Origin of the sequence: Rhizobium sp. BK312, assembly GCF_014193605.1 — a bacterium.
GTDB lineage: Bacteria > Pseudomonadota > Alphaproteobacteria > Rhizobiales > Rhizobiaceae > Rhizobium.
The window spans coordinates 255,751-280,406 of record NZ_JACHZP010000009.1; the positions used below are offsets into that span (position 1 = coordinate 255,751).

The 24,656-nt window shown below is 58.0% G+C and carries 26 protein-coding genes and 1 pseudogene; 5 read left to right on the plus strand and 22 right to left on the minus strand.

The features are described 5' to 3' along the window. Window positions 1-234: 234 nt before the first annotated feature. The 6 genes from FHT85_RS24340 to FHT85_RS24365 all read right to left on the minus strand — a co-directional run bounded on the left by FHT85_RS24340 (window position 235) and on the right by FHT85_RS24365 (window position 8,411). The gene (locus FHT85_RS24340; RefSeq protein ID WP_112412066.1) at window positions 235-1,467 is read right to left on the minus strand and encodes a hypothetical protein; all 1,233 of its coding nucleotides are present in this window, start codon (window positions 1,465-1,467) and stop codon (window positions 235-237) included. After that, entirely contained in the window at window positions 1,464-1,952 is a 489-nt protein-coding gene (locus tag FHT85_RS24345) for a hypothetical protein (RefSeq protein WP_112412065.1), read from the minus strand. The genes FHT85_RS24340 and FHT85_RS24345 overlap by 4 nt, the downstream gene beginning before the upstream one ends. A gap of 19 nt (window positions 1,953-1,971) precedes the next feature. After that, entirely contained in the window at window positions 1,972-3,261 is a 1,290-nt protein-coding gene (locus tag FHT85_RS24350; protein ID WP_112412064.1) for a trypsin-like peptidase domain-containing protein, read from the minus strand. Window positions 3,262-3,602: 341 nt separating this feature from the next. Continuing rightward, window positions 3,603-5,951 carry a hypothetical protein gene (locus FHT85_RS24355; RefSeq protein ID WP_112412063.1) on the minus strand — a complete coding sequence of 783 codons (2,349 nt, stop codon included), beginning with the start codon at window positions 5,949-5,951 and terminating at the stop codon, window positions 3,603-3,605. Window positions 5,952-6,278: 327 nt separating this feature from the next. Beyond that, window positions 6,279-7,475 (minus strand): serine hydrolase domain-containing protein, encoded by a 1,197-nt coding sequence (locus tag FHT85_RS24360; protein ID WP_112412062.1) that lies wholly within the window; start codon window positions 7,473-7,475, stop codon window positions 6,279-6,281. Between the two features lie 66 nt (window positions 7,476-7,541). Further along, window positions 7,542-8,411 (minus strand): hypothetical protein, encoded by an 870-nt coding sequence (locus FHT85_RS24365; RefSeq protein ID WP_112412061.1) that lies wholly within the window; start codon window positions 8,409-8,411, stop codon window positions 7,542-7,544. 989 nt (window positions 8,412-9,400) lie between these two features. Between FHT85_RS24365 and FHT85_RS24370 the strand changes: the two genes are divergently transcribed. Continuing rightward, window positions 9,401-9,883 (plus strand): hypothetical protein, encoded by a 483-nt coding sequence (locus FHT85_RS24370; protein WP_112412060.1) that lies wholly within the window; start codon window positions 9,401-9,403, stop codon window positions 9,881-9,883. Here FHT85_RS24370 and FHT85_RS24375 read toward each other — a convergent pair. Next, entirely contained in the window at window positions 9,858-10,367 is a 510-nt protein-coding gene (locus FHT85_RS24375; RefSeq protein WP_112412059.1) for a ribonuclease H, read from the minus strand. The genes FHT85_RS24370 and FHT85_RS24375 overlap by 26 nt on opposite strands. On the opposite strand from FHT85_RS24375, the gene FHT85_RS24380 reads away from it, so the two are divergent. Beyond that, window positions 10,287-10,949: an alpha/beta family hydrolase gene (locus tag FHT85_RS24380; protein ID WP_409527350.1), complete on the plus strand. Its 663-nt coding sequence runs from the start codon at window positions 10,287-10,289 to the stop codon at window positions 10,947-10,949. The two genes, FHT85_RS24375 and FHT85_RS24380, sit on opposite strands and share 81 nt — an antisense overlap. 38 nt (window positions 10,950-10,987) lie before the next feature. Here FHT85_RS24380 and FHT85_RS24385 read toward each other — a convergent pair whose 3' ends face one another. From FHT85_RS24385 to FHT85_RS24420, 9 genes are all read right to left on the minus strand, one after another. Continuing rightward, window positions 10,988-11,743, minus strand: coding sequence for an SDR family NAD(P)-dependent oxidoreductase (locus FHT85_RS24385; protein ID WP_112412057.1), 756 nt, complete (start codon window positions 11,741-11,743; stop codon window positions 10,988-10,990). 115 nt (window positions 11,744-11,858) lie between these two features. Further along, on the minus strand, window positions 11,859-12,122 hold the full coding sequence (locus FHT85_RS24390; RefSeq protein ID WP_112412056.1) for a hypothetical protein: 264 nt from the start codon (window positions 12,120-12,122) through the stop codon (window positions 11,859-11,861). A gap of 149 nt (window positions 12,123-12,271) precedes the next feature. Then, the gene (locus FHT85_RS24395; RefSeq protein ID WP_281412979.1) at window positions 12,272-13,018 is read right to left on the minus strand and encodes a hypothetical protein; all 747 of its coding nucleotides are present in this window, start codon (window positions 13,016-13,018) and stop codon (window positions 12,272-12,274) included. Between the two features lie 33 nt (window positions 13,019-13,051). Then, complete coding sequence (locus FHT85_RS31020) at window positions 13,052-13,354, minus strand: DUF1330 domain-containing protein (protein ID WP_112412054.1); 303 nt, start codon at window positions 13,352-13,354, stop codon at window positions 13,052-13,054. 135 nt (window positions 13,355-13,489) lie between these two features. Further along, window positions 13,490-14,191, minus strand: coding sequence for a helix-turn-helix transcriptional regulator (locus FHT85_RS24405; protein WP_112412053.1), 702 nt, complete (start codon window positions 14,189-14,191; stop codon window positions 13,490-13,492). Between the two features lie 61 nt (window positions 14,192-14,252). After that, window positions 14,253-15,185 carry an NAD(P)-dependent alcohol dehydrogenase gene (locus FHT85_RS24410; protein WP_112412052.1) on the minus strand — a complete coding sequence of 311 codons (933 nt, stop codon included), beginning with the start codon at window positions 15,183-15,185 and terminating at the stop codon, window positions 14,253-14,255. After that, window positions 15,182-15,667, minus strand: a complete 486-nt coding sequence (locus FHT85_RS30610; protein WP_246780076.1) for a hypothetical protein — start codon at window positions 15,665-15,667, stop codon at window positions 15,182-15,184. The genes FHT85_RS24410 and FHT85_RS30610 overlap by 4 nt, the downstream gene beginning before the upstream one ends. Before the next feature lie 75 nt (window positions 15,668-15,742). Beyond that, a complete protein-coding gene (locus FHT85_RS30615; RefSeq protein WP_246780077.1) occupies window positions 15,743-16,057 on the minus strand; it encodes an NAD(P)H-binding protein in 315 nt (104 codons plus the stop codon). A gap of 23 nt (window positions 16,058-16,080) precedes the next feature. Further along, complete coding sequence (locus FHT85_RS24420; protein WP_112412051.1) at window positions 16,081-16,458, minus strand: nuclear transport factor 2 family protein; 378 nt, start codon at window positions 16,456-16,458, stop codon at window positions 16,081-16,083. A gap of 620 nt (window positions 16,459-17,078) precedes the next feature. Between FHT85_RS24420 and FHT85_RS24430 the strand changes: the two genes are divergently transcribed. Both FHT85_RS24430 and FHT85_RS24435 read left to right on the plus strand, forming a co-directional pair. Then, window positions 17,079-18,428: a hypothetical protein gene (locus FHT85_RS24430; RefSeq protein WP_162709729.1), complete on the plus strand. Its 1,350-nt coding sequence runs from the start codon at window positions 17,079-17,081 to the stop codon at window positions 18,426-18,428. 142 nt (window positions 18,429-18,570) lie between these two features. After that, complete coding sequence (locus FHT85_RS24435) at window positions 18,571-19,695, plus strand: hypothetical protein (protein ID WP_162709727.1); 1,125 nt, start codon at window positions 18,571-18,573, stop codon at window positions 19,693-19,695. 125 nt (window positions 19,696-19,820) lie between these two features. Here FHT85_RS24435 and FHT85_RS24440 read toward each other — a convergent pair. The 6 genes and pseudogenes from FHT85_RS24440 to FHT85_RS24465 form a co-directional block, all read right to left on the minus strand. Next, window positions 19,821-19,994: pseudogene (locus tag FHT85_RS24440) on the minus strand (IS3 family transposase); the annotation flags it as partial. 30 nt (window positions 19,995-20,024) lie between these two features. Then, entirely contained in the window at window positions 20,025-20,216 is a 192-nt protein-coding gene (locus FHT85_RS24445) for a hypothetical protein (RefSeq protein ID WP_112412048.1), read from the minus strand. A 324-nt stretch (window positions 20,217-20,540) separates the two neighbouring features. Beyond that, window positions 20,541-22,439 (minus strand): AAA family ATPase, encoded by a 1,899-nt coding sequence (locus tag FHT85_RS24450; RefSeq protein WP_112412047.1) that lies wholly within the window; start codon window positions 22,437-22,439, stop codon window positions 20,541-20,543. Between the two features lie 59 nt (window positions 22,440-22,498). Then, window positions 22,499-22,756 (minus strand): hypothetical protein, encoded by a 258-nt coding sequence (locus FHT85_RS24455; RefSeq protein WP_112412046.1) that lies wholly within the window; start codon window positions 22,754-22,756, stop codon window positions 22,499-22,501. A 9-nt stretch (window positions 22,757-22,765) separates the two neighbouring features. Continuing rightward, complete coding sequence (locus FHT85_RS24460; protein ID WP_112412045.1) at window positions 22,766-23,383, minus strand: hypothetical protein; 618 nt, start codon at window positions 23,381-23,383, stop codon at window positions 22,766-22,768. 346 nt (window positions 23,384-23,729) lie between these two features. Next, the gene (locus tag FHT85_RS24465) at window positions 23,730-23,930 is read right to left on the minus strand and encodes a hypothetical protein (protein WP_112412044.1); all 201 of its coding nucleotides are present in this window, start codon (window positions 23,928-23,930) and stop codon (window positions 23,730-23,732) included. A gap of 291 nt (window positions 23,931-24,221) precedes the next feature. On the opposite strand from FHT85_RS24465, the gene FHT85_RS24470 reads away from it, so the two are divergent. Further along, complete coding sequence (locus FHT85_RS24470; RefSeq protein ID WP_246780078.1) at window positions 24,222-24,653, plus strand: hypothetical protein; 432 nt, start codon at window positions 24,222-24,224, stop codon at window positions 24,651-24,653. Window positions 24,654-24,656 lie beyond the last annotated feature (3 nt).

The following is a 24,656-nucleotide window of genomic DNA, read 5'->3' on the forward strand; positions in this document are numbered from 1 at the left end:
CCTTACGGATACCACGATATCTCATTTGCAAAGAGCCAATTTTGGAAAGCGCACTCCGGATAGGATGATAGACGGCGTTTTGTGCGACATCGTCCCGCCTGGCGCACGAAATCCACACCGTCAGGCTTTCTTACCCTTCTGGCCTCACACCCGCGGCTGTCATCCTAAAGGCGGCGACAGCAGACGGCAGCAGGACCGCGGCACGAAGAACCAAGCGCGGGCGGTCGGCGCTTTTCAGTTGGTCTTCCAGTTCAGCACCTTTTCGGAAGCGAAGTATCGATCGAGGACAGTAGCGACGTCGCTGAGCTTCGTATCTGGCGGCACCAGATCGATGTCGCGAACCATGTCGTAGATCCAGTCGCCCGTTGTGAGGGAAATCATGTTCGGCGCCGTGGAGAGGGTCGTCAGATCACCCTTGCCCTCAAAGCTGGCGAACAGCTCCTCGATGGATCCGGCAGCCTTGTAGTAGGTTTTGAGGTCGGATGGACCCGGCTCGAACAGACACCAGACGAAGTTCTTTCCGTCCTCGGTTTTCGCGACGGGCAGATAGGCGACCCAGGTCTTGATCGAGCCCCGCCTGAAGGAGTGCGTCCCAAAGGCGACCTTGTCTTCTCCGTTTTCGAGAAGCCGAGATCCTTCAACGAATTCGTCGATCGTCGCCTTGGCTACGGAGAACCCGGCCATGCTGCTACGCCGCTTCAGGTGATAATAGCGGTTCACACATCCATTGACGATCATCGACCTGGTAATGCCCGGCTTATTCCGCATCTGATACGAGCGCTCTTCGTAGTCGATGCCCAGAACACGAATGCTGTCCACATCGTCGACGACGAAGAGCTCATCCTTCGTCGGCGCAAGCAGCTTTGGCAGCTCCGCGGGAACGACGTAGAGCCTGTCAGCGATCTCCACCAACCTCGATATGCCCAGCACAGCCGATCGATAGGCATCGGCTACGACCGACGCGTTGTATTCGTCATTCGGGAGAACAAGATATGGCGGATGGAATCCGAGCACAGCTTTCGGTTCAAGCGATCGGTCCGGTAGCTGACCAGGAAGCGGATCATCGTCGCTGACGGGATTCGGGTCTTTTGGCAGAGTAGTTCCACCCAGGAAGGCGATCGCGCAAGCGGAGAGACACTGATCACTCGAACGGACAACAGTGGCGAGGCCACGGCGCCGGAACGCAAGGGCGAGATCGAGACCCTCGTGGTAGGATCCACCCGGACTGTCGAGCGACACCACTATCTTTCGCCAGGGATCCTGGGCATGCGTGATCCCGGATGACTGGAGGGTCGCATCGAGCCGCTGCACGTCGCCCTGTTCGATCTCGCCATGCAATCGGAAGCGAGCTTCCGCAATCGGACCATTCCTAAGGCCCTCGAACGAGAACTCGGCCGATACGGCAGGATCGGAAACCAGGAATGCCAAGCCAGATATAGCCAGCGTCGAGATCAATCCGGGTCTCATTTGGCGATACCCGGGCAGAGCTGCTGAAAGATGGTCAGCGCGACCCCGTATCTGGAGGCCGACGAACCGTTCAGAATCTCGCCCGACTTCAGGTCGCGAATGGCGTATTCGGCCATGCTGTCGGCGGATTTCGTCGCTCCCTCGAATGCATATGATTGGCCGTACATGTCGGTCCAAGTGCCCTTTTTACAATTGCCCGTGACCCTGTCACCGACCTTGATCTCGGCCATCGTGCGCTTCACGCATGCCATCGAATTGTCCAGCTCGTAACCCACGCAATACGCCTTGGCATCCTTCGGCGTGTGCTTGACCATGATCACCGCGTTTGCTGTTCCAATGCCTGTCTTGGAGACGGTCGTCAGCGTCATACCGGCCCGCGAACCGTAATAGATCGAATGATCCTCAGCAGCGAAGACCGGGGACGCGGCAGTCGCGACGACGGCAGCGCAGAGTCCAAACGAAAGACGTCGAAACGAAGAGCTCATGATTTTCCTTTCGCGGGTTTCAGTCACAGCAGACCTTGCGAACATAGGTGTTCCCAAAGGTCACCATTGCGTCTTTCGCAATGAGGCCATGGGCCTTTAGAGCATTGGAGAGATCCTTCGCTTCCTGCTCGCCGTAGACATCGTGAAGCGTGACGGCGATCCAGCCGTTGGCAGCAAGGTGGGCGGAGAGCGGGATCGAAGATTCTTTTATGTATGACCGGGCATCGCCGAGTGTCCGGAAGCTTTTGACTTGCACGAACCGTCTGTCGCCAACTGGCTCTTCGAATTCGTTTATCCGCACCCACGAATAGTGCATATAACCGCTGGATCCCCCTGCGGTGACACGATACCAATCACCGAGCTGTTCGATGACCTCGACTGGACTTCCGTTGGCTGCCTGCCCGATTGTCTTAGCGTCGCCGTTGGCCGCCGACTTGATGGGTGCAACTCCCTTGGGATGACGTACGAATCCGCTCCGGGCGCGCGGAACCTCAAGGGAAGGTTCATTGGTCACCGCGCTCTCCGTCGGTAGGTTGACCGAACTCGACGGGGGCTGCGTTTGCACTGTGTTAGGCGCTTCGGACGGCACAGCCGCTACCCGCGCGTCAGCGCGTGGGTAGCACAGTATCTGAAAGACCGAAGGCGTGACACGATCCGCTAGATCGGCCGTCGACAAGGAGGCCATGTTTTCAGTATTGTCGGCGACCTGGTCGGCGAGGCTCTGAGATTGCATGAAGAGCTCGGCGACCGAGGCGCGGATCGCAAAATTTACATTCTGGGCAGTGATGCCGATCTCGTCCGCAGCCCTTTTAGACAGCGTGGCGGTGGTGATGCCAAGGAGGTATCCATTCCGATCGACGACCGGGCCTCCGGAGTTTCCCGGCTGGATCGGGGTCGAAATCTGGATGTATCTGGTGTCGTTGCGGATTCCGGCGAGAGCGTTCACGTTCCCTGTGGTTATCTTGACCGAATCCGCAAGCAGCGTGGCCAGAGGGTAGCCAATAGCAACGATGTCCTCGCCGAGCCTCGTCGGGGATCTTCGGAATAACAGCGGCTTCAACTGATCACTGCTGGAGATCTTCACTACCGCCAGATCATTGATTTCATCGATGCGAGGATCGGTGGCTTCCCCCTTCCCTTTCACTTCGATCCGCCCGCAATCCTTGACCACGTGGGCATTGGTCAGGATCCAGCCGTCTGGGGTCACGGCAAAACCTGTTCCCGAGGAGCTGGGCTCATCGGCGAAGCAGTGCGAAGCGACAGCCATGGACATGCCGACGGCGATGATTACGCGGTACGAGACAAACATGTGGATTCCCCAGACGCCGAAAACTAGAGCTTTAATTGCATCCGTTTCAACCTATTCTTGCGGGGCCGAGTAATTGTCAGCGTATACTGTTACCGACCTGCATCACCCGTATGGCAGCCGTCAAGAGTTCGAGCTTGCTGGCGCAGAACCCCTTACTATTGATGCTCCGCCAGACTGGGGCGCTTGCCGGGTAAAGCGTAAGCTATTCTTGTTACTCGCCCGAAAGTCGCAACTTTCTCCACAACGCCATGACATGATTGTGCGGGAGACGATCGATCAATTGCGCTTTGTCGGCGAGGCATCAGGAGGAGTCGTCCTTAATGCCTCGCACCCTAGCCTGTTTAGGCGGCTTCCCAGACCTGATTGAGAATTCGCGCGGCCAGCGCCGCCTTATCCTGCGGCAAGAAACGCCCATAATGTTTCGCAACCATAGCCGCGGTGTCCTGAATGGCGTAGCTTGCCTGCTCGTAGGACCCAGTCTGCTTAAGAATGTGGGTCGCCAAGACATCGCGGACATTATGAGGGCCATGAGGTAGCAGGCCCTTGATCGCGCCCCTGCCCGTGTACGGATTGTAGATGCCGTAGCGTTGAATAATCAGACGCCAGGCTTCGTAGAAGGTTGTGATATCATAGGCAGCGTTCGTGCTCGTGGTCTTCACCGTCTTTACGAAGAATGTCCCCGGATCTGATGCGTTGCGCAACAAGACCGCCCGATGACGCTCGACGTAGGCGTCGATGTATTTGTAGAGGTCGAGCAGATTCGGTAGAAGCAAGCGAAAAGGCTTGTCACCGAAAAATGACGAATGGGCGTTTTTGAACGCAATCGCAGGAATCAGGACTTCCCAGCCACCTTCACGATCATTCCAACGTATTTCGCCGCGCTTCGTCTTTTCTAGCAAACGTTCCGACCTTGGCATCTGGCCACGCGGGCAGAGCATCAGTTGGCGGAGGTTCTTCTGCCGAAGACCTAGATGCAGTCCAAGGCGCAGCATCAAGAAGGACCGCACCGCTTCAGCGGCCGGACGCGGATAACGATCCTCATCCGGCATCAAGCGAAGGATCTCTTCCGTGATCTTGCGATACTCACCAACAGGGCTTGCCGCCTCGAGGACCGGCATGATCGGCTCGAATGGATCTCGATGCACGCGGGCGATGCGCTGGATTTCCTTCACCCGGTGAGACGCATGCTTGTGAAAATCATCGCAGGCGCCCTGCCAGTCCTCCCGCGCGTAGTCGATTTCATTCTGGGAGACGAGGCCAGCGATCGGCTGGACGCGCTGCAGAAGCTCCGGATGCTGCCGGAGCCAACCGGTGCCCTGCTTGGTAAGGGCCAAAGAGATGCGCAACATGTCCACTTCCCACGCGGTGTAGAAGCCACGTCGGCTTTCCCGCCATTGCAGATACCAGTCCCAAATGCCGGGAAACAGAAGCAAGCCGAATGTTAGTTGGCGAAGGGGCACGCCATATCCGCGGACTTCGCCTTGCTGCGAGGCCGCGAGCGCGCCGAACATGAGTCCTAGATGTTCGATCTTCTGGGAAGCCGTATCCTCACCCCAGACGCCATTGCGCTGAAAACCGATCGAGGTGAGCGCCGAGGTCTTGAAGCGAACGAGGTCGGCCATTTCCATTGCAAGGGCCGGCGGCGCGTCGATCACGCCGGACAGAAGATCGGGATCCTCAATCCAGGTTTGCTCGTGGTCGTCAGGAACGGCAATCTTACCATCTCCCAACGCTCGTGCTCCGTAGGAGACACCTGGAAATCGGATCGCGTATCGCTGCTTTGCTGCAGCCGCCTGGAATTTCCGGTAGTCGGTCGATCCGCTGATGATTACGCGGCGAACCCAATCGATGATTTCCTCGCGTTTCTGGAACGACAACGAATTGAAGTCTTCCGGCAGATGCCATGCAATACGACGTCGCTCGGCGGGCTCAATCCCGGAAAGATCGAAACCGGATGCCGAACGTGATGGATGCGGCAGTTTCGCCTTGAAATACCCTTCCGGCAGTCGATAACGTCTCTCGATGCGACCCAGGATGTCGAAGCTGTCGGTGCTACGTGGCACGCGACGGCCTTCTATCCAGCTTAAAAGGGTGCTCTTGTCCATCGCCTCGTCGGGGCCGACGATCGCGCGATGAAGCTTCCAATATGTCTCGCCATGTCGACGTAGATGAAGTTGTAGCGCCTGTGCGAAATCGGTCGGCTCGATCCATTGATCAAACAATGGCGTAGGGAACTCCACGAATGTAACGTTTCCTGGGGCCGATCCTTCAGAAGAGGGTTTGACTATCGGCTGTCTCGATACTGGCTGCTCTCGCGCCGCGTCAGATTGGGTCGCGCGGAATGGCTTTCTCTGCGGTATCGTCTTCTCCTTCCGCGTAGCAATGGGTCTCGCTGGCACTTTGCCAGACAACGGTGTCCCTCTGATCCAGCGAGCGACTGCGTCCAAACCCGGGTCGATGAGCCGGGCATTGGTCGAGAGGAGCTCCATCTTTACGCCGCAAAACCGCGAAACTGACGACCAATCAGTCTGGCCTTGGGCGCGCGGCGGGAGACTGCGGGTCTGAATAAGCATGCGCATGTAACCCCGCAATCGGTCGAGCTCGTCGGCCGTCAGGAATGGGGCATAGCGCAGATTGCAGAACGAGTCGATTTTGCGTTGGAACGCTTTCGTAGAAAAATTATCAGTCATTTCAATTCGCATAGTTGTTGTTGTTCGATCCCGCAGTGCGGGGCGAGCTCGCTATGCGATGCAGATTAAGTTTAGGTTCGATTCCTCGTCGCCGAGCAGGAAACGAACTCGGGCGTAGCTTGCTGTCGGCAATTAGACATTTTTATCAGCCGACAAACCTGATCTGGGACCGCACGGCGATCCGCTGCTTTTGATCCATCTCATCGGGGTTCGAAGCAAGCCTTCATTGTATGGAGGAGCACGCCGATCCAAGCGGAGCCGCCCGTCCCCCGGTCAGTCATACACGCCGCCCGTCCGCGCGCTTCGCCAAGAAATCATATAGTGAGTTCATCTACCGAGCGCATCGACGAATGAATCGTGCGCCCGGAAGGACTCGCATTCGCGTCGGTCGCCATCCTTCCATCCCTGCCAATCGCTAATCTGCACGATGACGATGTCCGATTCCGGATAGATATGGATGAACTGCCCGTCGGTTCCGATCGCGGTGAAATCCGAACTCTTCTGACGCAACCACCAGAAGAACCGATAATCCATTGGACACGATGCGTTCTGCGATGGGCTTTCTTGAGGGATTGCATCGTCGGCGCCGTTCACCCGCTTCGTCGCAAGGTCGAACCAAGCCGACGGGATAATGCGTGTACCATCCGGCGCCTTCCCTTTGTTCAGTACAAACATGCCAAAACGGCCCAGATCGCCCACGGTGGCCCTGAAGCAGCAGTTGCCCAGAGCTGTCCCGGTCTTGTCCACGCCCCACTTCGAAACAGACGTCGCCCCAATCGGATTCCAGAGCCTCTGGTACGCCAGAACAGGCAATTTCCTCCCGGCCACTCGCTCCGCCGTAAGTGCCGCAACCGCCGCGTCGAGTGCTGAGTATGCGAAGGGCGATTGCGCGCTGGAGACACGAACCCGGTATTTCCTGGCAAAGTCTTCAACACTCTGCGTACCCTTCTGACGAACCTCGCTCAGCAGCCGAGCATTATCGGAAAAGTAGCCATGCCACCCCCATTCGCTCCAGCGAACAGCGGATCGCATCCGAAGCACGCGATCGAGCGGGACGTCTGCGTATGCGCTTGCCGGATCGCGAGCGAAGGCCGGAACGAAGGTCTTCACGGGATGTGCAAGAACCGAAGCGAAATCGGTAGCCGATCGGGCGTGATACCGTTCAGCCATAGCCGCGCCTAGCAAGGTTGAGGTGATCGATTTCGTGACCGATGCAATCCCGTATAACTTCCCAGGCCCATTCGGCGCCGCGCCATCATCCTTGCAATAGGTCGGGTCCTCCGCATACCGCTCAAGCCGAATGCGGCCCTTCTTGATGACAAGGAGTGCGCATACGCGAGCGTCCTTCATGAACTGCGAAATGGAGCATTTCGACCCCTTGCCCGTGCAATCGATGGCGATGGCGCCGAGACTTTCACCGTGAGCGAGAATGTATCGGTGAGCAGACCGCGGGATCGTTGAGTTTTCAGCTAACGCTTGCACGACACTTAAGCAGATCAAAATGGCGACAGCGACGAACCGCATAGCGATTTCCCTTTTTGCTCGTGGTCAACTTGGAGCGTTTAATGCAGGCGTCCCAGCGAGATGCATTCACTGGCACAGACCTTGCGACCTGCAGTCCGGGAAGCTGCGAAGAATGACACCTTGATTCTGGATCTGATCAAGCCGCTGCTGCGTGTACGGGTTGACACCACCGCCTGGCGCAACACCAGGGCTGGACGGCGTTATCGAAAGCACCTTGGGGCCGGCTCCGCCGTGGGTTTCCTGGGTGACCTTCACGATTATCGGTGTCGGCGGAGATGGCGTCTTTATCTTCGCAAAGGCTAAGCTGATCGTGTCGTCGTTGCTTAAGCTGCCGCCAATAGTCGGCGAATCCTTCGCCACCTTCAGTGTGAGGGTAGGCACTGCGCCCGCGCCCATGGTGAGCTTGAACTCGTTGGCATAGGAAAGCGCGTCCGGCTCGGCGAAGGAGTCAATCGTCTTGATCATCCTGTCGCGCCATTCTGCGATTCCTAAATTGCCTGTGAGCGGGTGACCGCCGAATGACGCGACAGCAATCGGCTTCTGGCAATCGTTCTTAAGGTTCTTCAGGTCCTTCATGTCACCGCTATAGGTGATGGTGGTGTCCCGATGGCCGTCCTGTTTGACGTCAGCCGATACTCCGACATCCCACGTATGGTTCGTGTGAGGATACTTGTGATCGTATGCAATACCCATGTCGATGTCCCCGTCCGCCTTCAAAGTCAGAGATGTCGAGACGGCCCATTTGTCGGGTTGGAACCAACTGGGTAGATCACCGGGATTCCCATAGAACGCGCTCCACATTTCGCAATCGACGTGACGAATGACATCGGCGACCGGCAACCTGGCCTGCGGAGTGAGGGGCGGGAGTCTTGCGCATCCATCGAGCGGAAGCAAGAATACGACGGCAATCAAAATTGCTAATGAATACTTCGCCATGACAAACGCCCCAGGCCTAACTTGCTTGACACAGCCTTACCGTCGTCGCTTCCTCGATAGAAACGAACGCTCTTCAGCTTAGTTTAAACATCTCAAATTTGCGTATATCTTCGCTATATTCCGGACACGCGAAGTATCCCACATACATCCCTGCTTTTTGCCATGGTTGCAGCAACTATTTAAGCAAGTAAAGTGGGTTGTAGAAATATTTATTTCATCCACCCGCCTTGCAACGCGCTTCATGGACAGAGGTAGGGGGAGTGACCGCCTCCGACTGACAATCTGTGAAAGTCGCTGGACCGCAAAAGGATGGGCGCCTGCCATTTCTGCAACGATTAGCGTCGACTGGGATAGAAGAAGGTCAACCCAGGGATTTCTCGCCATGGCCTTCGAAAAAGAAGACCATCGCTCCCGATTCGAAAAGTCCGCGACGACCTTGGAATGAATCCGGTCAACATACTGTCCCCGAATATTCCGCTACAAATGTCAGTACCGCAGTCGCAGGAAGCCGCTTTGCTGAAGCGAATGACCGTGGGAGCCAACGAAACGGTGCCCTATCACTTCTGCTCCCAAAGTGACTGATCCGACACCTATGAATCATTGGAACTCGGGACGTCAACCGCTTCCGCCAATTGATCGCCGGCTCGACAACATCCACCACCGACCAAGCGACATCGATCCAGTTTCTGAAGTCGTCATGTCCGGGAGATTGGCGACCTCTTCCGAGTCCGTCACGGCGCCGACGTTGGCGACTGGGTGGGTGTCCTCGTTGAACTTCCTTCGGCATCGAGGCTGTCGAACACGACAAGATCGGCGTCGTACTTCTCCCGGAGGAGCCCGGTCTCCCGCACTTCTTGCGCGACGAAGACGGTCGCTCCGGCATCCTAGCTCTCCTATTTTCACCGGCCTGCCCGACCGACACTGATATCTGTTGACCCCAGGTCGACGTTCGTGACTTCCTCTGACACGAGACACATCAGAGGGCTGCCATGTATCGCTTCTCCATTATTATCTTCGCCGCATGTGTATTCGGCACGTCGGTTGTCGCCGCGGACTTCAAACCGTACGAAAACGGCCGCTTCGGGTACGTGATCGACCTTCCAGCAGACTTCAAAACGGTTCAGACACCAGACAACGGCGACGGGATCGGTCTCGAGAGCGCGGATGAAACGGCGAAGCTGTCCATCTGGGGCAACTATTTGACGGAAGGCGGCTTCATCGAGGAGAGTGACCTTCGGAAGAAGTTCGAGACCGAGGACGGCTGGACGTTCACGTACGAGAAGCGCGGTACTTCATGGGCGAGCTTTTCGGGAACCAAGGGCGACCGGATCATCTACATGCGGCAGATCGCGCTCTGCGATGACGCAATGGGAAACTTCACTCTCGAATACCCCGCGGCGCAACAGAAGCGGTTCGGGCCACTGGTAGACAGGATGGTGAAGACGCTTAAGGCACCGAAGCACTGCGACTAAGGGCAGCCGGCCAAGTCTCCGCCGGGCGTGCGGTATTGCGCGCTAGGGTGTCGGCAAGTTCATTGCCGCCAACCCCAGAATGTCCTTTGCACCATTCCACGACTACATTCGGATGCTGATCGAGAAGGCGATCGAGTTGCTGCCAGATCTCCATGTCGCTGATCGGCCGTCGCCGCGCGTGCGGATTCGGAGTGATCCGCTTCCAGCCGTTGGTGCGCCATATGGCCCTCCATCGACAGCAGCCTTCGATGACGTGGACGGCGTCTGTCCAGAGCGTGACCGACCGTGCCGGAGTCTGGGCGGCGATCCAGGCCATCGCGTTCAAAACGGCGAGGACTTCGAATGTGTTGTTCGATGTGCCCATCCCCTTGCCGCAATCCGCATATAACTGGCGGTCACCTTCATAAACAACGAAGGCCCATCCTCCGGAGCGGGAGGCGGCATCGAAGGAGCCGTCGGTGTAGGTGTGGAGCGAGACAGTCATACGGAGGCCATGGTATCGAAAGGGAGGCCGCTATGGAAACGGTTCGAGGACTTTCGCGAACGGGTTCTTTCGTTCCGATGCCGCTTTCGCTTTCTCGACTATATGTCGGATGGCCGTTCCTCCGGAAAGCGGTCGCCGCCCCAACGCGCCGAACTCCTCAAACAAGAATACGAAGCCGTCATCGACGAGCTAGGTTCGCAGGGAACACTCGTGATCGCGGGAAAATCCATGGGTGGACGCGTGGCCAGCATGATTGCGGATGAACTTCGCGGTACACAAAAAATCTCCGGCCTGCTCTGCCTCTGCTACCCATTCCATCCCATCGGAAAGCCGGGCAGCCCGCGGACCGCCCATCTCGAGGAAATGACGACACCTACCCTCATCTGCCCGGGAACTCGGGACCTATTCGGATCGCGAGAGGAAGTTTCTGGCTACAAGCTTTCCGAAATAATCGAAATACTCTGGGTGGAAGATGGAGATCATGACTTCCAGCCGAGAAAGGCCGTATCCGGTCTTACGGCCGCCGAGCATGTCGCGATCATCGCCGATCACGTGGCTCAGTGGACCGCCGGGCTTAACTAGCTCCAACCGGCGCCCGGACCAGCCGCCCCGAGTCACAGCTAATTCGTTGTGAGAACCCTGTTGAAAACGGCGAACAGCGCTTCGCCCGGCTCCTTGGAGGCGTTCGACAGGCCGACGATGATCTCCTGTTCATCCGCCCCAAGGCGCGCCAGCGTCTCCGAAACGAAAGCATCAGGCGTTAGGACTGGCAAGCCTGCCGCAAGGGCGTCGCGTGCGGAATGATCGCCGAGACCCGTATCCACGGGCGGCGGCACTACTTCGACGACCCGCACGCCTTCAGGCGCCAGCTGATGGCGAAGGCTGAGCGTGACTGAGTGCAGGGCCGCCTTCGACGCGCTGTAGATCGGCATGGAGGCAACGGGGCAGTAAGCCAGGCCGGAGGAAATGTTCACAATGACCGCTTGTCCCTTCTGCCGCTTCAGGATTGGCAGGAGTTCCAGCGAAAGCATGAGTGGAGCCACGAAATTTATTTGAAGCTCGGCGGCGACGACATGCTCTGGCACTCCTTCGGCAAGATTCATCCGGGACTGGACGGCCGCGTTGTTGACGAGCCCCGACAGATCGCTGTGTTCGGACTGCAGCCAATCGATGAGGGAAGCGCGATCCTCGGGATTCGAGACGTCGCATCGTCTCGCAATCAGCGACGGCACCTGCTGGCAGGCCGTGTCGAGACTTTCCTGACTGCGGCCGCATATGACGACCTGGCTCCCGGCGTCGATGAGGCCTCTCGCCAGCGCGAGACCGATACCACCGGCACCGCCGGTCACGAGAAACTTCTGTCCCTTGAACTGCATAATGGATCCTTTCCTGAATGCATGAAGGTGTGCTGCGGATCGCCGGCACGCCCAACGCCGCTCCGCTGGGGTTTTCGGAGCGTGTTGTCGGATGGTGGCGCGTGGACGAACGGTGCTATCGCAAGGTTGAAAGCGGGCTGCTCAGCTCGATCAATGTTCGGCGCAGATACTCCAGGTAGGCGGTCGCCTCCTCCATCATCTGCAACTGAGCTTGCCATTGAACGTCGGCACTGTCGTTGGCAGCTTCCGGTGGTGAATTCGGATCATCAGCCCTGCCCGATGCGCAGCGCTGCTCGACAGTCGGAAAAGCGATGATATTCGTCACCGTGCGGTCCTCTTCTAAACCTGCATTAGATTGAAACGACGCGCACTCGATCATCGAATAGGCCTAGTGGTCTGAGTGGCACATCTTCGACTGCGAGATCCGTCGCAAGCATCTCTGCCGATGCCTGACGACCCTGCTCTGTCAAGCCGCCGCGTCCACATAGCGTTCGACCTGTCGAACAAGTTGCGACATCTCGTTGTCGTTCAGAAAATCGAGCAGGCGCTGCGGATCGAATGGCCTGTATGCCAGCGCCGCCAGCTCCAGAGGCACGGCAACCTGGTTATCCAACTGGACGAGCTGGCGGGCACGCAGAATCTGATCCCTGTGATCGTTGATTGCCAGCCGCCGCCTCGGCGGTTCAATACTGTCGGCAAACCGAAGGATGTCGTCGAGGCTTCCAAATTCCCAAAGAAGGTCCGCAGCCGACTCAGACCAACACCAGGAACACCTGGAACATTGTCAACCTTGTCACCGATCAGTGCCTGGGCATCGCACACATGTTCCGGTGCAACGCCAAATCTGGCAATCACGGCTTCCCGATCGATCTCGATCCATTTGACCGGATCGAAAAGGCCCACAGAGGGAGAAACAAGCTGCATGAGATCCTTGTCGGAGGAAAAGATCCGGGCCTGCAGGCCATTTTCTCCGCTGATGCGGGCGTAGGTCGCGATCAGGTCGTCGGCTTCCACGCCCGACGTCCGCAAGCATGGCAGCCCGAAGGCCTCGGTCGCCGCGGCGATGAGCGGTAGCTGAGACACGAGATCCTGCGGCATGCGGGGACGATTGCTCTTGTAGTTCGGATCAAGCTCCTTCCGGGAGGCGCTGCCCGCGTCATAGAAGATGCCCATGTGGGATGGCATCGCGGTCGCACTCTGCTCTTTGATCAAGCGAAACAGCATGTTGCAGAAACCGACAACCTCGAGAAACCGCTTCGGGTTCCAGCAATCCAGGTCTTCCCAAACGACGCGGCCTCAACCGATCGATCAGCTCAAAGCGCCGACGCTGTCGAGAAAAAAGGCATCGAAGCCCTTCAACATTGAGCCAAGGCTTCTGGCAAGTTCGGATCGTGAGGATCCGTACCATTCCCGAGCAATGGCAATGGTTGGAAACTCTATTGCGACGACCTGCATTTCGAGATTTTCGCCATCGGTGCGCTCGAGCTGTCCGCGAAGGGATGCGAACCTGTCTCCGTAGAATTCCACTGAGGGAGCCGCGGCCTCCGCGTAGTCTCTCAATCCTTCCAAGTTCACGGCGTTACGATTCCATATCGTATAGTAGGCAACCATCGTTCCTCGGCTGTCTTGAGAATGAGGCAATGCCCGCCTGCGCGGAGCGAGCGGAGTCGATCGGCGATGCTATCGCCATCGTTTGACAGGGAATGTCAGTATGAGGCGGTAGGCAATGCTCCTCCTCACCGACCGCTAAGGCGCCGCGGCTCTGGCTCTCTCTTCCTCGACCTGGGTCCGCCACTGCTTGACGAGCTCTCGTCGTTGGCCAGGGTAACGGTCGGCCAACAGTTCCGCCTGCTGGATTCTGTCGGTGCGGAACGCCCTGAAATCCTGGCGCAGCTCGCACCAGGCGGCAATGACGCGCATCGTCTCCGCAAAGGCGATCCCGATCGGCCAGATGACACGGTCGGTGTCGGCTCCCTTGCCGTCCCGGTAGACGATGTGCAGCTTCATCTGCTGCTGCATGGCCTTGCGCAGGATCTTGAGGTCGATCGCCTCGTCCTTCTGCAAGGGATAGTGAACGTGGAAGTCGTTGTCGTTGACCTTGTGGCGCAGTTCTGAGGGAAGAACCGCCTCGATCTTGGCCAGCGCATCCTGAGCGGCAAACGAAAGCTCGTCGTCTGTCTGGCGGCTCACCCATTGCACGCCGAGCGCTATTGCCTTGATTTCCTCTTCCGAGAACATCAGCGGCGGCAGCATGAAACTGGGCCTCAGCACATAGCCGAAACCGGGCTCGCCTTCGATCTCGGCGCCCATCGATTGCAGGAGGATGATGTCCCGATAGATCGTGCGTAGCGAAACACCCGTCTGCTCGGCGAGATAGGTCCCCGAGACCGCCTGCCGATGGCGGCGGAGAATCTGAAGGATGTCGAACAGTCGCTGGCTTTGGGACATGATCCTATCCTGAAACAAAACATGCTCCGGCCTATTTTATAGGCCGGAAGCAAGATCGGCCCTAGTCCATGCGGACGAGAACCTTTCCGTTGGCCTTGCGGCCGCTTTCCAGCGCCGTGATGGTACCGATTGCCTCGGTCAGCGGCACGATCTCGCCGATCGGAAGCCTGAGCTTGCCCTCGGCGGCCGCCTCGGCAAGACCGTCCAGAATGTCGGCTCTCGCCGAGCATACGATCGGCTTCAGCTTTCGATCGAAGATCGAGCGGATGAACTTTCCGGGGGTCGGATTGATGTCGAGAAAGACGCCACCCGATCGCAGAAGCCCGAAGGCAGCGGAAAGGGTCATGGTTCCAGCCGTGTCGTAGACTACGTCGAAACGATCGCCGATCTTCGTCAGATCCGTAGTGCGATAGTCGAAAAGCGGCTTCACGCCCAGTTCGCTGGCGTGCTGCATAGCAGCGGCACTGCACGTTCCGCCAACCGTGGCACCGAGGGACACCGCCAGTTGGACCGCCGCCTCGCCTACTGCACCAGTGCAGCCGTTGATGAACACACGCTGACCCGACGAGACTTTCGCCTTGTCCACGAGCCCATTCCAGGCCGTCACCCCGGGAGTACCGAGGCACGCCGCATCTTCGAACGAGATCGATGCAGGCTTCCGGGCGATGAAGGTTTCTGGTGTGATCGCAGCTTCGCCGAGGGCGCCGCCATCCTGGATGCGCACCGAGCCGAACACCTCGTCACCCTGCCTGAAGCGGGTGACACCGGGACCAACCGCGGTGACGACACCGGAAAAGTCGCTGCCCATCGCGCGGGGAAACTTCTTCCCCGTCACCATCTTCAGATATCCGTTCCGTACCTTCCAGTCGATCGGGTTGATCGAAGCGAAATGAACCTTCACCGCGACTTCGCCCTTACCCGGCGTGCGAAGCTCGAAGTTTTCGAGCTTCATCAGTTCCGGGCCGCCATATTGATCATATTGGATCCGCTTCATAGCAGGCCATTTCTCTTAAGAGTTGCCTCAACGACCTCGATCAGCGGCGTGCTCGGACGGCCGAGAAGCCTTGGCAGATCAACGCTGTCAGTATACCAGTCACCACGCTGGGTAGCAAAGCTGGCATCGGCGATGATGTCAGCGAAGAAAGCCGGAACTCCGGCGGCGGCAAGCGCCTGGCTGTAGCGGTCGACCGGAAGGTCTTCATAGACCAGCGGCTTGCCGGTCACCTTCGAGATCGCCTCCGCCAGATCGTCCATGGTGAATGCGGTCCCACCGAGCTCGTAGATCGCGTCGCCATCGATCGGCCCTGTCAGGACGGCGGCCGCCGCTTCAGCGAGGTCGTCACGGCTCGCACCCGAAAGCTGACCATAGGCTGCCGAACCGATCAGTTTGCCTGTAGCGAGAGCATAGCCAATGTTGCCGAGATCGCCGGCATAGACCTCGATGTAGGCCCCGTTGCGCAGGAAGACGTGCCGCAAACCCGAATGCCGGATCAGATCCTCTGTCTGCTTGTGCTCGTCGCCCAGGCGAAGAGTGCTGGCGTCGCTGTTGACTTACCCTGCGTAGGCGACCACCGGTACGCCTGCCGAAACGGCTGCCTTCACGGCACGCCTCATCTGCGGATAGCGCTGACCGAAGTCGGCCGACGGGACCAGCAGCAGCCGTTCCGCTCCGGCGAAGGCAGGCACGAGTGTTTCAGGCTTGTCGTAGTCGGCTTCACGGACCTCGACGCCCAACGCTTCAATATCCCCTGCCTTGGCGCGATCGCGGACGGCCGCTACGATGTTGTTAGCCGCGACGCCGCGGCGTAGGAGTGCTCCGATGACGAGCCGCCCGTAGCGGCCCGTTGCAGCAGTGATGATGATCATGTCGAATGCTCCCGGCGAACGGCTCAGTGCGGCTGGACGGTGGACATGTAGGCCGCATAGGGCGTGGCGTCGTAGATCACTTCCGTGGAGGCGATCTTGCCGTCCTTGACCTGGATCAGCTCGGCGACCAGCGAATGCGGAACCGGATGGGTTTCGACGGCATAGACGAGCACGGCCTGCGTCTCGTCACCGTAGGCGGCGAGAATATCGAGCTTCTTGATCATGCGGGCAAAGCCTTCCTGGAAGCCGCGGAACGCGGCCACGCCCGTGGTCTTGCCGATGGGCGAGCTGCAGACGATATTGTCTGCGGAAATCTTGACGATAGCGTCGACGTCCTTGCTGGCCATTGCCTCGCCATAGGCGCGAGCGATCTTGCCAGCCGTTGCGTTCTGTTCAGCCATGGTTCTATTCCTTTCCTGGTGATATGTGGCTGAAACGGATATAGCCCGACCTAGTGACACGATATGTCAGTAGGTCACGTTTGATGATTGAATATTAGACAATAAGCACGCATTGGTAGCGGGCGCCTCCGAAGGAAGGTTACTTAGCCCACCAGACAGAAGGCCCCGCAGGGCGCGATGCCACCAAGTTCACCCGCGACTATCGCGTCGCCTTCCACGAAGAGGAACTGAAGGCCAAGGACGGCTCCGCTTCGATCGCCGCGATGACTATACGGTATCCCGATCTCGCCGACGTCGGCTCCCTCGAACTAGGCGCCAAGCTCGCAAAGGGCGAGATGAAGTGGGTTGAATCCTCAAGCGGATCGGCCGATACCCGCATCTGATCTGCCTACGCCCAACCCTGGATCACCATCGAGATGGCGCTTTTGGTTCTTTGATTTCGAGCCAAACTCCCAATCCGGCACTCGTTTTCATCAAATCCAACGCGGCGTAGAAATCCCGAGCACAGGGACGCCAAGCCGACGATCGCCGGGATCCCAATCGCCGCTCGGCATGCATGTAATTCAGGCTGTGGCACTGCTATGGTGCGTGGATGCAGGGGTTAGGAGAAACTTCGTGCCATGAATGAACCTTTGTCCGAGGAAATCGGCTTCCTACGAACCATTGTGAAAAACCTCGAGCGGTCATTGATTCCTCTGCATCCGGAGTACCTGTCGGCTATGCGCGCCCAGGGACGGGAGCCACCAACGACGAGTCCTATGTCGAAGACTGCGATCCTCCCAGGCGGGCGTGATGCGTTCAACCGACTATGCGAGTGCTTCATGCGCCGTCCGCTGATCGCGCGAGGAGCAAGCTTCGCCAATCTCCAGAACGAGCTTTTTGCTCAGATCGAGACGTACGCCGGACGTGATCCCACAACTATTGTCGAGGCGGATGCTCGGCGATTGATCGATCACTTCGACGCATGGTTCACAGCTCTCGCCATCCCGCGCAGGATATTTGTTCCATGCGTTCTAACCCCATGGCCCGCCCCTAGCTTCAGCATCGGATCAGTGACATTCGTGCATCTCGATGAGATTTCCAAACAGGGTTCCTACACTGACGGACCGACACCGGATGCTCTAAGCAAGCAAAGCTTCAATTCACTTCTTAAGCTGATGAACGACACCCGCGCTTATTGGCTTGCTCGAGTCGAAGTCGAGGGGTGCGAGCCACAACGAGCGGAGGAAGTCGGCGAACTAAGCGTGGACCTCGCAATTGTGGCGCTCCAGCTTGCCGCGCCGAATTTCGATACGAGCGGCATGAGCCGACTTGATTCCCGCCGCGGAGCATCCCAGAAACAGGTCCTTTCCGAGGCGAATGGGCTATTTGGCGCAAGCTGGACCAGGAAGGAGCCCGGACTCGCGATCGGTCGTGGCACGCTTGCGGAAATCCTCCATCATTCGCGATCTGTCGCGGACGCGGTTGGCAACGTTGTTCGATCTTTCAGCACAGGCGCTTATCGATTGCCCAAGCTCGAAAGCGCATGGTGCGACGGCGCGTACTGGCTGCACGAGGCACTCTCGGAGCCCATCGACAATATCGCCATCGCCAAGCTTGAAACCGCCTTGGAGGTTTTGCTCGGATCGGAAAACGGATCGGGAAGCACCCAGCGACTGCTCGCAATCCTCGAATGCTTCTTTGAGCTTCAGCCTGGCGATCCCATCTCGCCTGGTTCCGCACTCACCGCGAAGCAGTTTGCAACCAATCTCGTCCGCGATCGATCCCGCATTCTTCACGGTACCTGGTCGACCCTGAACGAACGCTTGGGCCGTAGCCGCGAAGGAATGGCGGGCTTCGTCATCACAGTCATCCGTCGCGCAGTGGTGGAATTGGAGGCCTACATTCAGGAACCCTCCAACGAAGACAGCATGGACACATTCATCGAGTGGCTAAAGCAGCGCCCAACACAAGAATGCGGAAATCGATAGCAATACGCAGCACCTGACTAGTAAAACGTCAGTGTTCCCGATAGCCGTTGCCGCTATTAGAAAAATATTCCACACCCACCTAGAAGATACTACATATAGTGTTATATTACGCAGAACATCCACTACAGAAGGTGATTCGCGATTGCGGCAACAGGCTGAGAATGCCAATTGGAATGCCCGATTAGAAATATCCACACTTTGGGTCGATGTCCCGCCATCGTGTTTCGAGGTGAAGGCGATCTTCCCCGCGTACCCGACAGAAGACGTGATCCGCGAGATCAAAGACTTTTCACTTCAAACGGGACGACCCTATGAATGGCGTGGCCATACACACGCCCCTCCTCCGAAAGATGGCAAGCCGCCCATCTATATCGATCGCATCGAGATTTCGGCTGTTGCGCGCAGGCGAAAGGAATTTTCTCCGTGCCCTTGCTGCACTCCGAACCATCGAAAGTTCGGTGAAGGCCTCATTGCCTGGTTCGAAGACGAAAAGGTAATTCGTCTCATTGGCAAGGATTGCTTCGCGGCGATCAACAGATCCGGACATGAGGAAGCGTATCAGGATCTGGTCCGGCGCGAGAATGAGCGACGAGTTCTTGACCATATCCTTCGTCAGATTGGAAGAATGCCGAATTGGATACGCGCAGGCGAAGAGCTTTTGCCTATTGCCCAGGCCGCTGACGAGTTTTTCCCGCAGATCGAAAACAGAATCACAAAGTCGCAGGGCGTCTCCAACTTCTGGCGCGAGATCAGAGGCGGCGTGCTGCATCTCAATGAAACCGTCGCAAAGGTGAATGTTCGCCGCGATGGCTCCGAGGAGGAAGTCGAGGAAGGAAAAGAAGCCTTCGAGACAATCCCCGTGGCTGCATTCCCGATAATAGGCTACGCAGCGATGAATCCCGCCCGCAAGGCCTTGTACCCTTCGATTTTGGATGCAGTCACGGCATTGCGCGCAGTCGCGCCGACGACAGCAGGCGCGATCCGCGCACTGAATCCGATCCAGCGCCTTGCAGTGTCCCGCGATTTAAAACGCAGTCTCGATCTGCTCAAGAGAAAGCGGGAGGATCTCCGGGATCAGGTTCAGTTCCTTTCGCAGCTAAACATCCAGCGATTGTCGCAGTGGGCAGCCGACCCCAAGTCCCCCGTTAGCTTTTCGATTTCGCGCAAGGAAGGCAAACTGATCGTCGGCGGGCGCCGCGCAGACTACGTGTTTGACATACCAGAAGAGCTCAGGATTTCGATCATCCCAGCGATAGACGAGCCTTGAGTTCGTCTACCTGGACTTTGCCGGCGTTCCGGCAAGGATGTACAGCACAGTGCAACGATCAATGCCCGCTTGCGATCGCTGAAACAAACGTGCATCAGAACTGACCTGCTATGAAACTTTTACGAGCGGGCATTGGGCTTCGATTCAATCAGGATCGGCGCACGCCTGCAGACCGCACGCCGCCTGGCTTTCCGCTTGTGCACGGAAAGCCCTACTTCACGATAAAGCCGATAGATGCGGCTGACGCAGGGCGGCTCCCCCTCCCGTCTGAGCAGGACGAACAGCCGCCCGTAGCCGAAGGGAGCAACCCGCAATAGCGCACCGAAGCTCTACTTGTCCGCATCCTTGGAAGTCCACTTCTTCAGACTTTCCCTGCGTTTCCCTTGGGATATGATCTTGCGGCCGACCTTGGCCGGCTCGAATCCCGCCTTTGAAAGCGCGTCGCCAAGCGTTTCATTGTGGGGCGCGATCGAGCCGGTATCACCGGCTTCGTCCTCATCCTTCTTTCCATGGTGTGGCATGCCAATCTCCGACTTCGACAGTCCGCCGCGGGGATATTACGAGCTTTGGTCTACACACTAACCTACGATCAGCTCCGAAGTTAAATCTTCGATGCCTGTTCACTGACCCTGCATTTCGACAGGAAGTGGCGCCTCGCGTTCAAGCCGTTCCATGATCGACCTTTCGAAACTGTTTCGTTACGAAAGATTGAAACTCCGGGAGGACGGGTCTTTCTCCGCTGTCCCGGAGTCCTGGGCGCTCTCACGGCCGTCCGGCAGATTGCTCCGCCGACCCGGTGATCGTGATTTCATAGTTGGATTGCTTATCGACCCCGCGATCCGGAATCAAGTTCCCCGAACAAACCTGACGAGATCGCCCCCGCCATCTTCGTCGAGCGCCTCCATGACCTCCTTGCCAGGCAGCTCGCCGCGCTTTGCCAGTTCGGTCACGAGCTTCAAGCACGTCTCACGATGCCGTTCGAGGATCGCCGTCGCCCGCTCGAGCTGCTTGCGGAGAATGGCGTCGACCTGCACCGTGAGCGCCGCATCGAGGGACTTGATCTCGTTTGCGACCCTGTCGTCAACCGGGCCGTAGGATGCCAGCATATGGCCCATCCCGAATGACCTCTCCAGCGCGATGGCAGTCTTCGTCGCTTCGTGCAGGTCGGACCCCGCGCCGCCGGAAGAGCCATCGTCCCAGCACCCGAGAAGAAGCTGCTCGGCCGCCATTCCCGCCATCGTCATCGTGATGATGTCGAGATAATGTTCCCTCGTGCGTCGCGCCCAAACATTGCGCGCGAACACGGCCCGCCCAACCGACTGCACGGATTGCCCCGGTCTCAATGTCGATGCGACGGAAACGCTCGACAGCTTCATGCCTAGAACGGCGCCGACGACTGCATGACCGATCTCATGCACCGCATTCACCCGAACGACTTCGGTCGGCACGACAACGAGAGGCGGAACCTGCAGGATGACGTCCGCTGCCGTCACCGGATGCCTGCCGCGCCTCGCGCTTCTGCGGGCATTCCTGACGATTTGCTGGATGCCCGCACCCGTCATGCCATCCGTGGCTTCGGCAAAGGCGCGGTGGTCGTCGTGAGTAAGCTCTCCCCTGAGATGCATTCGGAAGATTGAAGCGCGGGCTTCGAGATCCGGTAAGGGAATGCGGATATGACGGTCGAGACGTCCAGGGCGCGTGATAGCTGCGTCGATCCAGTCCGGATGGTTGCAGGCGCCGACTACCACAACGCCTTCACGCCCTTCGAGACCATCCAACTGTTCAAGCAGTCCGTTCGTCGCCTTAATGTCGTAGGACGCGTTGCCGCCGACAACGGTGTTGCGGTCGCCGAAGGCATCGAGTTCATCGAGGAACAAGATAGCCGGAGCTTTCTTCCGGGCCTCCGCAAAGCTTGCCTGCATGGACCTGAGAAAGTCGCCCAAATGACCTTTCGCTTGCCATTTGGCGTAGGATGCGATGACAAGTTCCATGTTGCACGTCGCCGCCAGCGCTTGCGAGAAGATCGTCTTTCCGACACCCGGCGGACCGGACAACATGATCCCTCTGTCGACGTCGTCCCATGCCAGCGAACCCGAGCGCCAGTCAGCGATGTCGCGGGCGAGGTCCAGACCCCATCCCTTCGCTTCGCCGTAGCCAGCCATGTCCTCCAGCCTCGTCGACTTGTCGATGATCGGACTTCCCGGCTCAGCCTTTGGTGTGACTGTCTCCAATTTCCGAAGCGTCGCCAGAACCCGCGACATCGGTCGGCCCCGTGTGACGGCGAGCTTCAGGTGCCTCCAATTGCTGCGCGCAAGAATTTCGGCCTCCTCCGCCGTGATGTCGAGGTTATAGACCCATTTGACCACCCCTTGGATCTGCCGGGTCGAAGGTGCATCGACATGAACGATGGCATCGAACGCGAGCGCGATTTCGTCTGGGATGTCCTCCTTTGCCTTGATCAGGACGATGGTCTGCTTGTTGTTCGAGTCATCGAAAATTGCATCGTAAGTTTCCGGCTGGTCGTCGCCGACGTGGACGCGATCAGGAGGCCGAAAGTCGGTGCGAGGGTTCAAAAGCGCGGCCGCAGCCCGCATGTAGGTCCCCTTGTCCTCCCATAGTGGAAGAACGAGGGCAACAGCGAAGCGGTCAGCGCGTGCGTATGTGCGGATAGCGCGCCTGATGCCCGCGCAGGCGATGTATTCCGGCAGAGAGAATCCCTGCCGTCTTGGAGAGATGATGTTCATTGGTGAGTTCCTGGAATAGCTGAATGATGACGTTGAATCCGGCGCATCGGCGCTTCACGTCATCCGCGTATCCGGCGCACCTGCGTGTCTGGACAGATCAGGGCTCCGTCCAGATCGAACTCCATGAATCCTTGCAGGGCGAGCGCGGCCACAAACCGCATCGGCCGCCCTTCCCTGACGACCGACATACGCTCGGCTGCCGTCTCCGATACCATCTCGTCCATGGCAACAAGCAGACCAATCCCGTCACAGAGGAGCGGTCTGTAGGCATGTACCTCGAGCGTGGAAGTGTGCGCGGTGAAATTGAAGGATCTCATCGGCCGCTCCTATCTGCTGGCGAGGCGGACGACGCTGTCCGGTCCGAGCAACGAGGTGTCGAGATCGACCTCGACGTGGCCTTGGAGGATCATGGCCGCAATGGTCTGCATCGGTCGGCCATCGCGGATGGCGGCGAGGCATTCCGCAAGCGTCAGCGAACCAAGCTCGTCGAGAGCAGCAAGAAGCCTGATGCGATCGCCGAGTGGCGCGTCGTAGCCCGCATAGCGAATAAGATCTTTCGCGTTCTGCAGGCGCGGCTGCTTGCGGAGCTCAGGCATGCATACGGCCTGATAGCGATATCCGTACCGCCTCGCGGCATCTGCAACGCACGACGTGTCGTCGGGAGGGCGTTCCCAGATTTCCACAATTGCGCGGTCGTCAGTCGTCTCGACGATGAAATCGATCGTGAATTTTCGGTCGCTGCTATTGTCTCCCAGAAAAAAAGTGGCGCACTGCCAGGATGTGACGCTCGGATCGAGATCGAGCAAGCAGGCGTAGTCCCGTGCACTGCGCGACCTATAAAGAGCCGGGCCAATGCATTTGAGCGTGATGAAAGGAAAATAAGGGCGGTAGCGTGGAATCTCGCAAGCTTCATCGCCTGCAGCATGGGCATACATGGCCTTCATGACCAGCACTCCAACGAACAGCAATCTGGGCGGCGCCGGGACCGGTCCCGGAAATCCGTCAACCTATTCGAAGGGATTGTGCGAAGATGTTGCTCATGACGAGAACAATTAGTGAACAAAAAGTTATCCGTCAACTGGCAGAACGGAAAATTGTTTTCGATGATCCTGCAACATTGCGATTAGGCGGAGGCGAAAACGATGGAGATTGTCTAATTTCAAGACAAGTCAGTGAAGATTATTCTTTAAGCCGATCAGTGGCATAGCTGCGCCGCGCTTGATAAGCGCACTTATTGTCTTGTTGGGCGCCGCCTCGCCGGCTACGTTTCCGCACCAGCAGAAAACATGATCAGAGATTGAGATCGTCGTCAGAAAGCGGGCCGGGTTGTGCGAACAGCTCTGTCAACGTTTTCTTTACAGGCTCGTAGGTCACCAGAAATCTGCCGTCAGGATCAATAATTCTCTGAGTGCCGAGTTTTTTTGCCGCATCCAATACCTCTTGGATGCGGGCTTCGGCTTCTTGTCTCTGCCAGTCGGAAGTACTCTTCATCTAGGCCCCTTACGGACGAATTCAGCCCACGCATTGTAACATCGAATTGGATAGTGCCCCGGAATTTTTCAAGAATCCCATACCTGGTCACAGGATTATGCCGTGCAAGCAGAACCACTGCTTTTGATGGATACTGACATTGTCAGTCTGATGGGCCGCCGGAAGGCGCCCCCGGGACTTCGACCCTGGCTGCTCCGTGTCGGCATCCATCGTCTGGCACTCTGCTTCCCTGTCGTAACAGAATTGATGCGTGGAGCCCATCTCAGACTGAGGGACAATCCCGAAAGTGCGATGCGCATCGCAAACTGGGCCAACGAAGTCGTGAGGATGGGCTTTCCCTTTCCGGAGATGACGGTGGAGGTGGCCGCCAAATACGCGGAAATGACATCGGTACCCGGTCTTCGACACTTGTGGACCGCTCAAAAGAACCAGAAGAGCAACCGGCTTGGCCATGACTTGATGATATCGGCGGTGGCCATCGCTCACCGGACGCCGATCCTGACCGCCAATGTCGATGACTTCCTCGCGATCCACAAACTATTCCCCCTTCCCGGCGTCCATCATCCGATGAAGGCTCATTGGTTCGTTGAACCCCCGTTCGACGTGCCGCTACCGAGGTTCGACCGGGCCGAACTCGATCCTCACGAAAGGGCCTTGCCAACACTGACGAACGCAGCCGCCCTCTCTATCACTGACGTGACCGGCGAAAAACGAACGAGATAGAGA

Bases quoted from the DNA above. Each gene is read 5' to 3' on its own strand.
- FHT85_RS24340 (WP_112412066.1), bottom strand. From the start codon at position 1,467: ATGAGACCCGGATTGATCTCGACGCTGGCTATATCTGGCTTGGCATTC.
- FHT85_RS24345 (WP_112412065.1), bottom strand. From the start codon at position 1,952: ATGAGCTCTTCGTTTCGACGTCTTTCGTTTGGACTCTGCGCTGCCGTC.
- FHT85_RS24350 (WP_112412064.1), bottom strand. From the start codon at position 3,261: ATGTTTGTCTCGTACCGCGTAATCATCGCCGTCGGCATGTCCATGGCT.
- FHT85_RS24355 (WP_112412063.1), bottom strand. From the start codon at position 5,951: ATGACTGATAATTTTTCTACGAAAGCGTTCCAACGCAAAATCGACTCG.
- FHT85_RS24360 (WP_112412062.1), bottom strand. From the start codon at position 7,475: ATGCGGTTCGTCGCTGTCGCCATTTTGATCTGCTTAAGTGTCGTGCAA.
- FHT85_RS24365 (WP_112412061.1), bottom strand. From the start codon at position 8,411: ATGGCGAAGTATTCATTAGCAATTTTGATTGCCGTCGTATTCTTGCTT.
- FHT85_RS24370 (WP_112412060.1), top strand. From the start codon at position 9,401: ATGTATCGCTTCTCCATTATTATCTTCGCCGCATGTGTATTCGGCACG.
- FHT85_RS24375 (WP_112412059.1), bottom strand. From the start codon at position 10,367: ATGACTGTCTCGCTCCACACCTACACCGACGGCTCCTTCGATGCCGCC.
- FHT85_RS24385 (WP_112412057.1), bottom strand. From the start codon at position 11,743: ATGCAGTTCAAGGGACAGAAGTTTCTCGTGACCGGCGGTGCCGGTGGT.
- FHT85_RS24390 (WP_112412056.1), bottom strand. From the start codon at position 12,122: ATGATCGAGTGCGCGTCGTTTCAATCTAATGCAGGTTTAGAAGAGGAC.
- FHT85_RS31020 (WP_112412054.1), bottom strand. From the start codon at position 13,354: ATGGTTGCCTACTATACGATATGGAATCGTAACGCCGTGAACTTGGAA.
- FHT85_RS24405 (WP_112412053.1), bottom strand. From the start codon at position 14,191: ATGTCCCAAAGCCAGCGACTGTTCGACATCCTTCAGATTCTCCGCCGC.
- FHT85_RS24410 (WP_112412052.1), bottom strand. From the start codon at position 15,185: ATGAAGCGGATCCAATATGATCAATATGGCGGCCCGGAACTGATGAAG.
- FHT85_RS30615 (WP_246780077.1), bottom strand. From the start codon at position 16,057: ATGATCATCATCACTGCTGCAACGGGCCGCTACGGGCGGCTCGTCATC.
- FHT85_RS24420 (WP_112412051.1), bottom strand. From the start codon at position 16,458: ATGGCTGAACAGAACGCAACGGCTGGCAAGATCGCTCGCGCCTATGGC.
- FHT85_RS24430 (WP_162709729.1), top strand. From the start codon at position 17,079: ATGAATGAACCTTTGTCCGAGGAAATCGGCTTCCTACGAACCATTGTG.
- FHT85_RS24445 (WP_112412048.1), bottom strand. From the start codon at position 20,216: ATGCCACACCATGGAAAGAAGGATGAGGACGAAGCCGGTGATACCGGC.
- FHT85_RS24450 (WP_112412047.1), bottom strand. From the start codon at position 22,439: ATGAACATCATCTCTCCAAGACGGCAGGGATTCTCTCTGCCGGAATAC.
- FHT85_RS24455 (WP_112412046.1), bottom strand. From the start codon at position 22,756: ATGAGATCCTTCAATTTCACCGCGCACACTTCCACGCTCGAGGTACAT.
- FHT85_RS24460 (WP_112412045.1), bottom strand. From the start codon at position 23,383: ATGAAGGCCATGTATGCCCATGCTGCAGGCGATGAAGCTTGCGAGATT.
- FHT85_RS24465 (WP_112412044.1), bottom strand. From the start codon at position 23,930: ATGAAGAGTACTTCCGACTGGCAGAGACAAGAAGCCGAAGCCCGCATC.
- FHT85_RS24470 (WP_246780078.1), top strand. From the start codon at position 24,222: ATGCGCATCGCAAACTGGGCCAACGAAGTCGTGAGGATGGGCTTTCCC.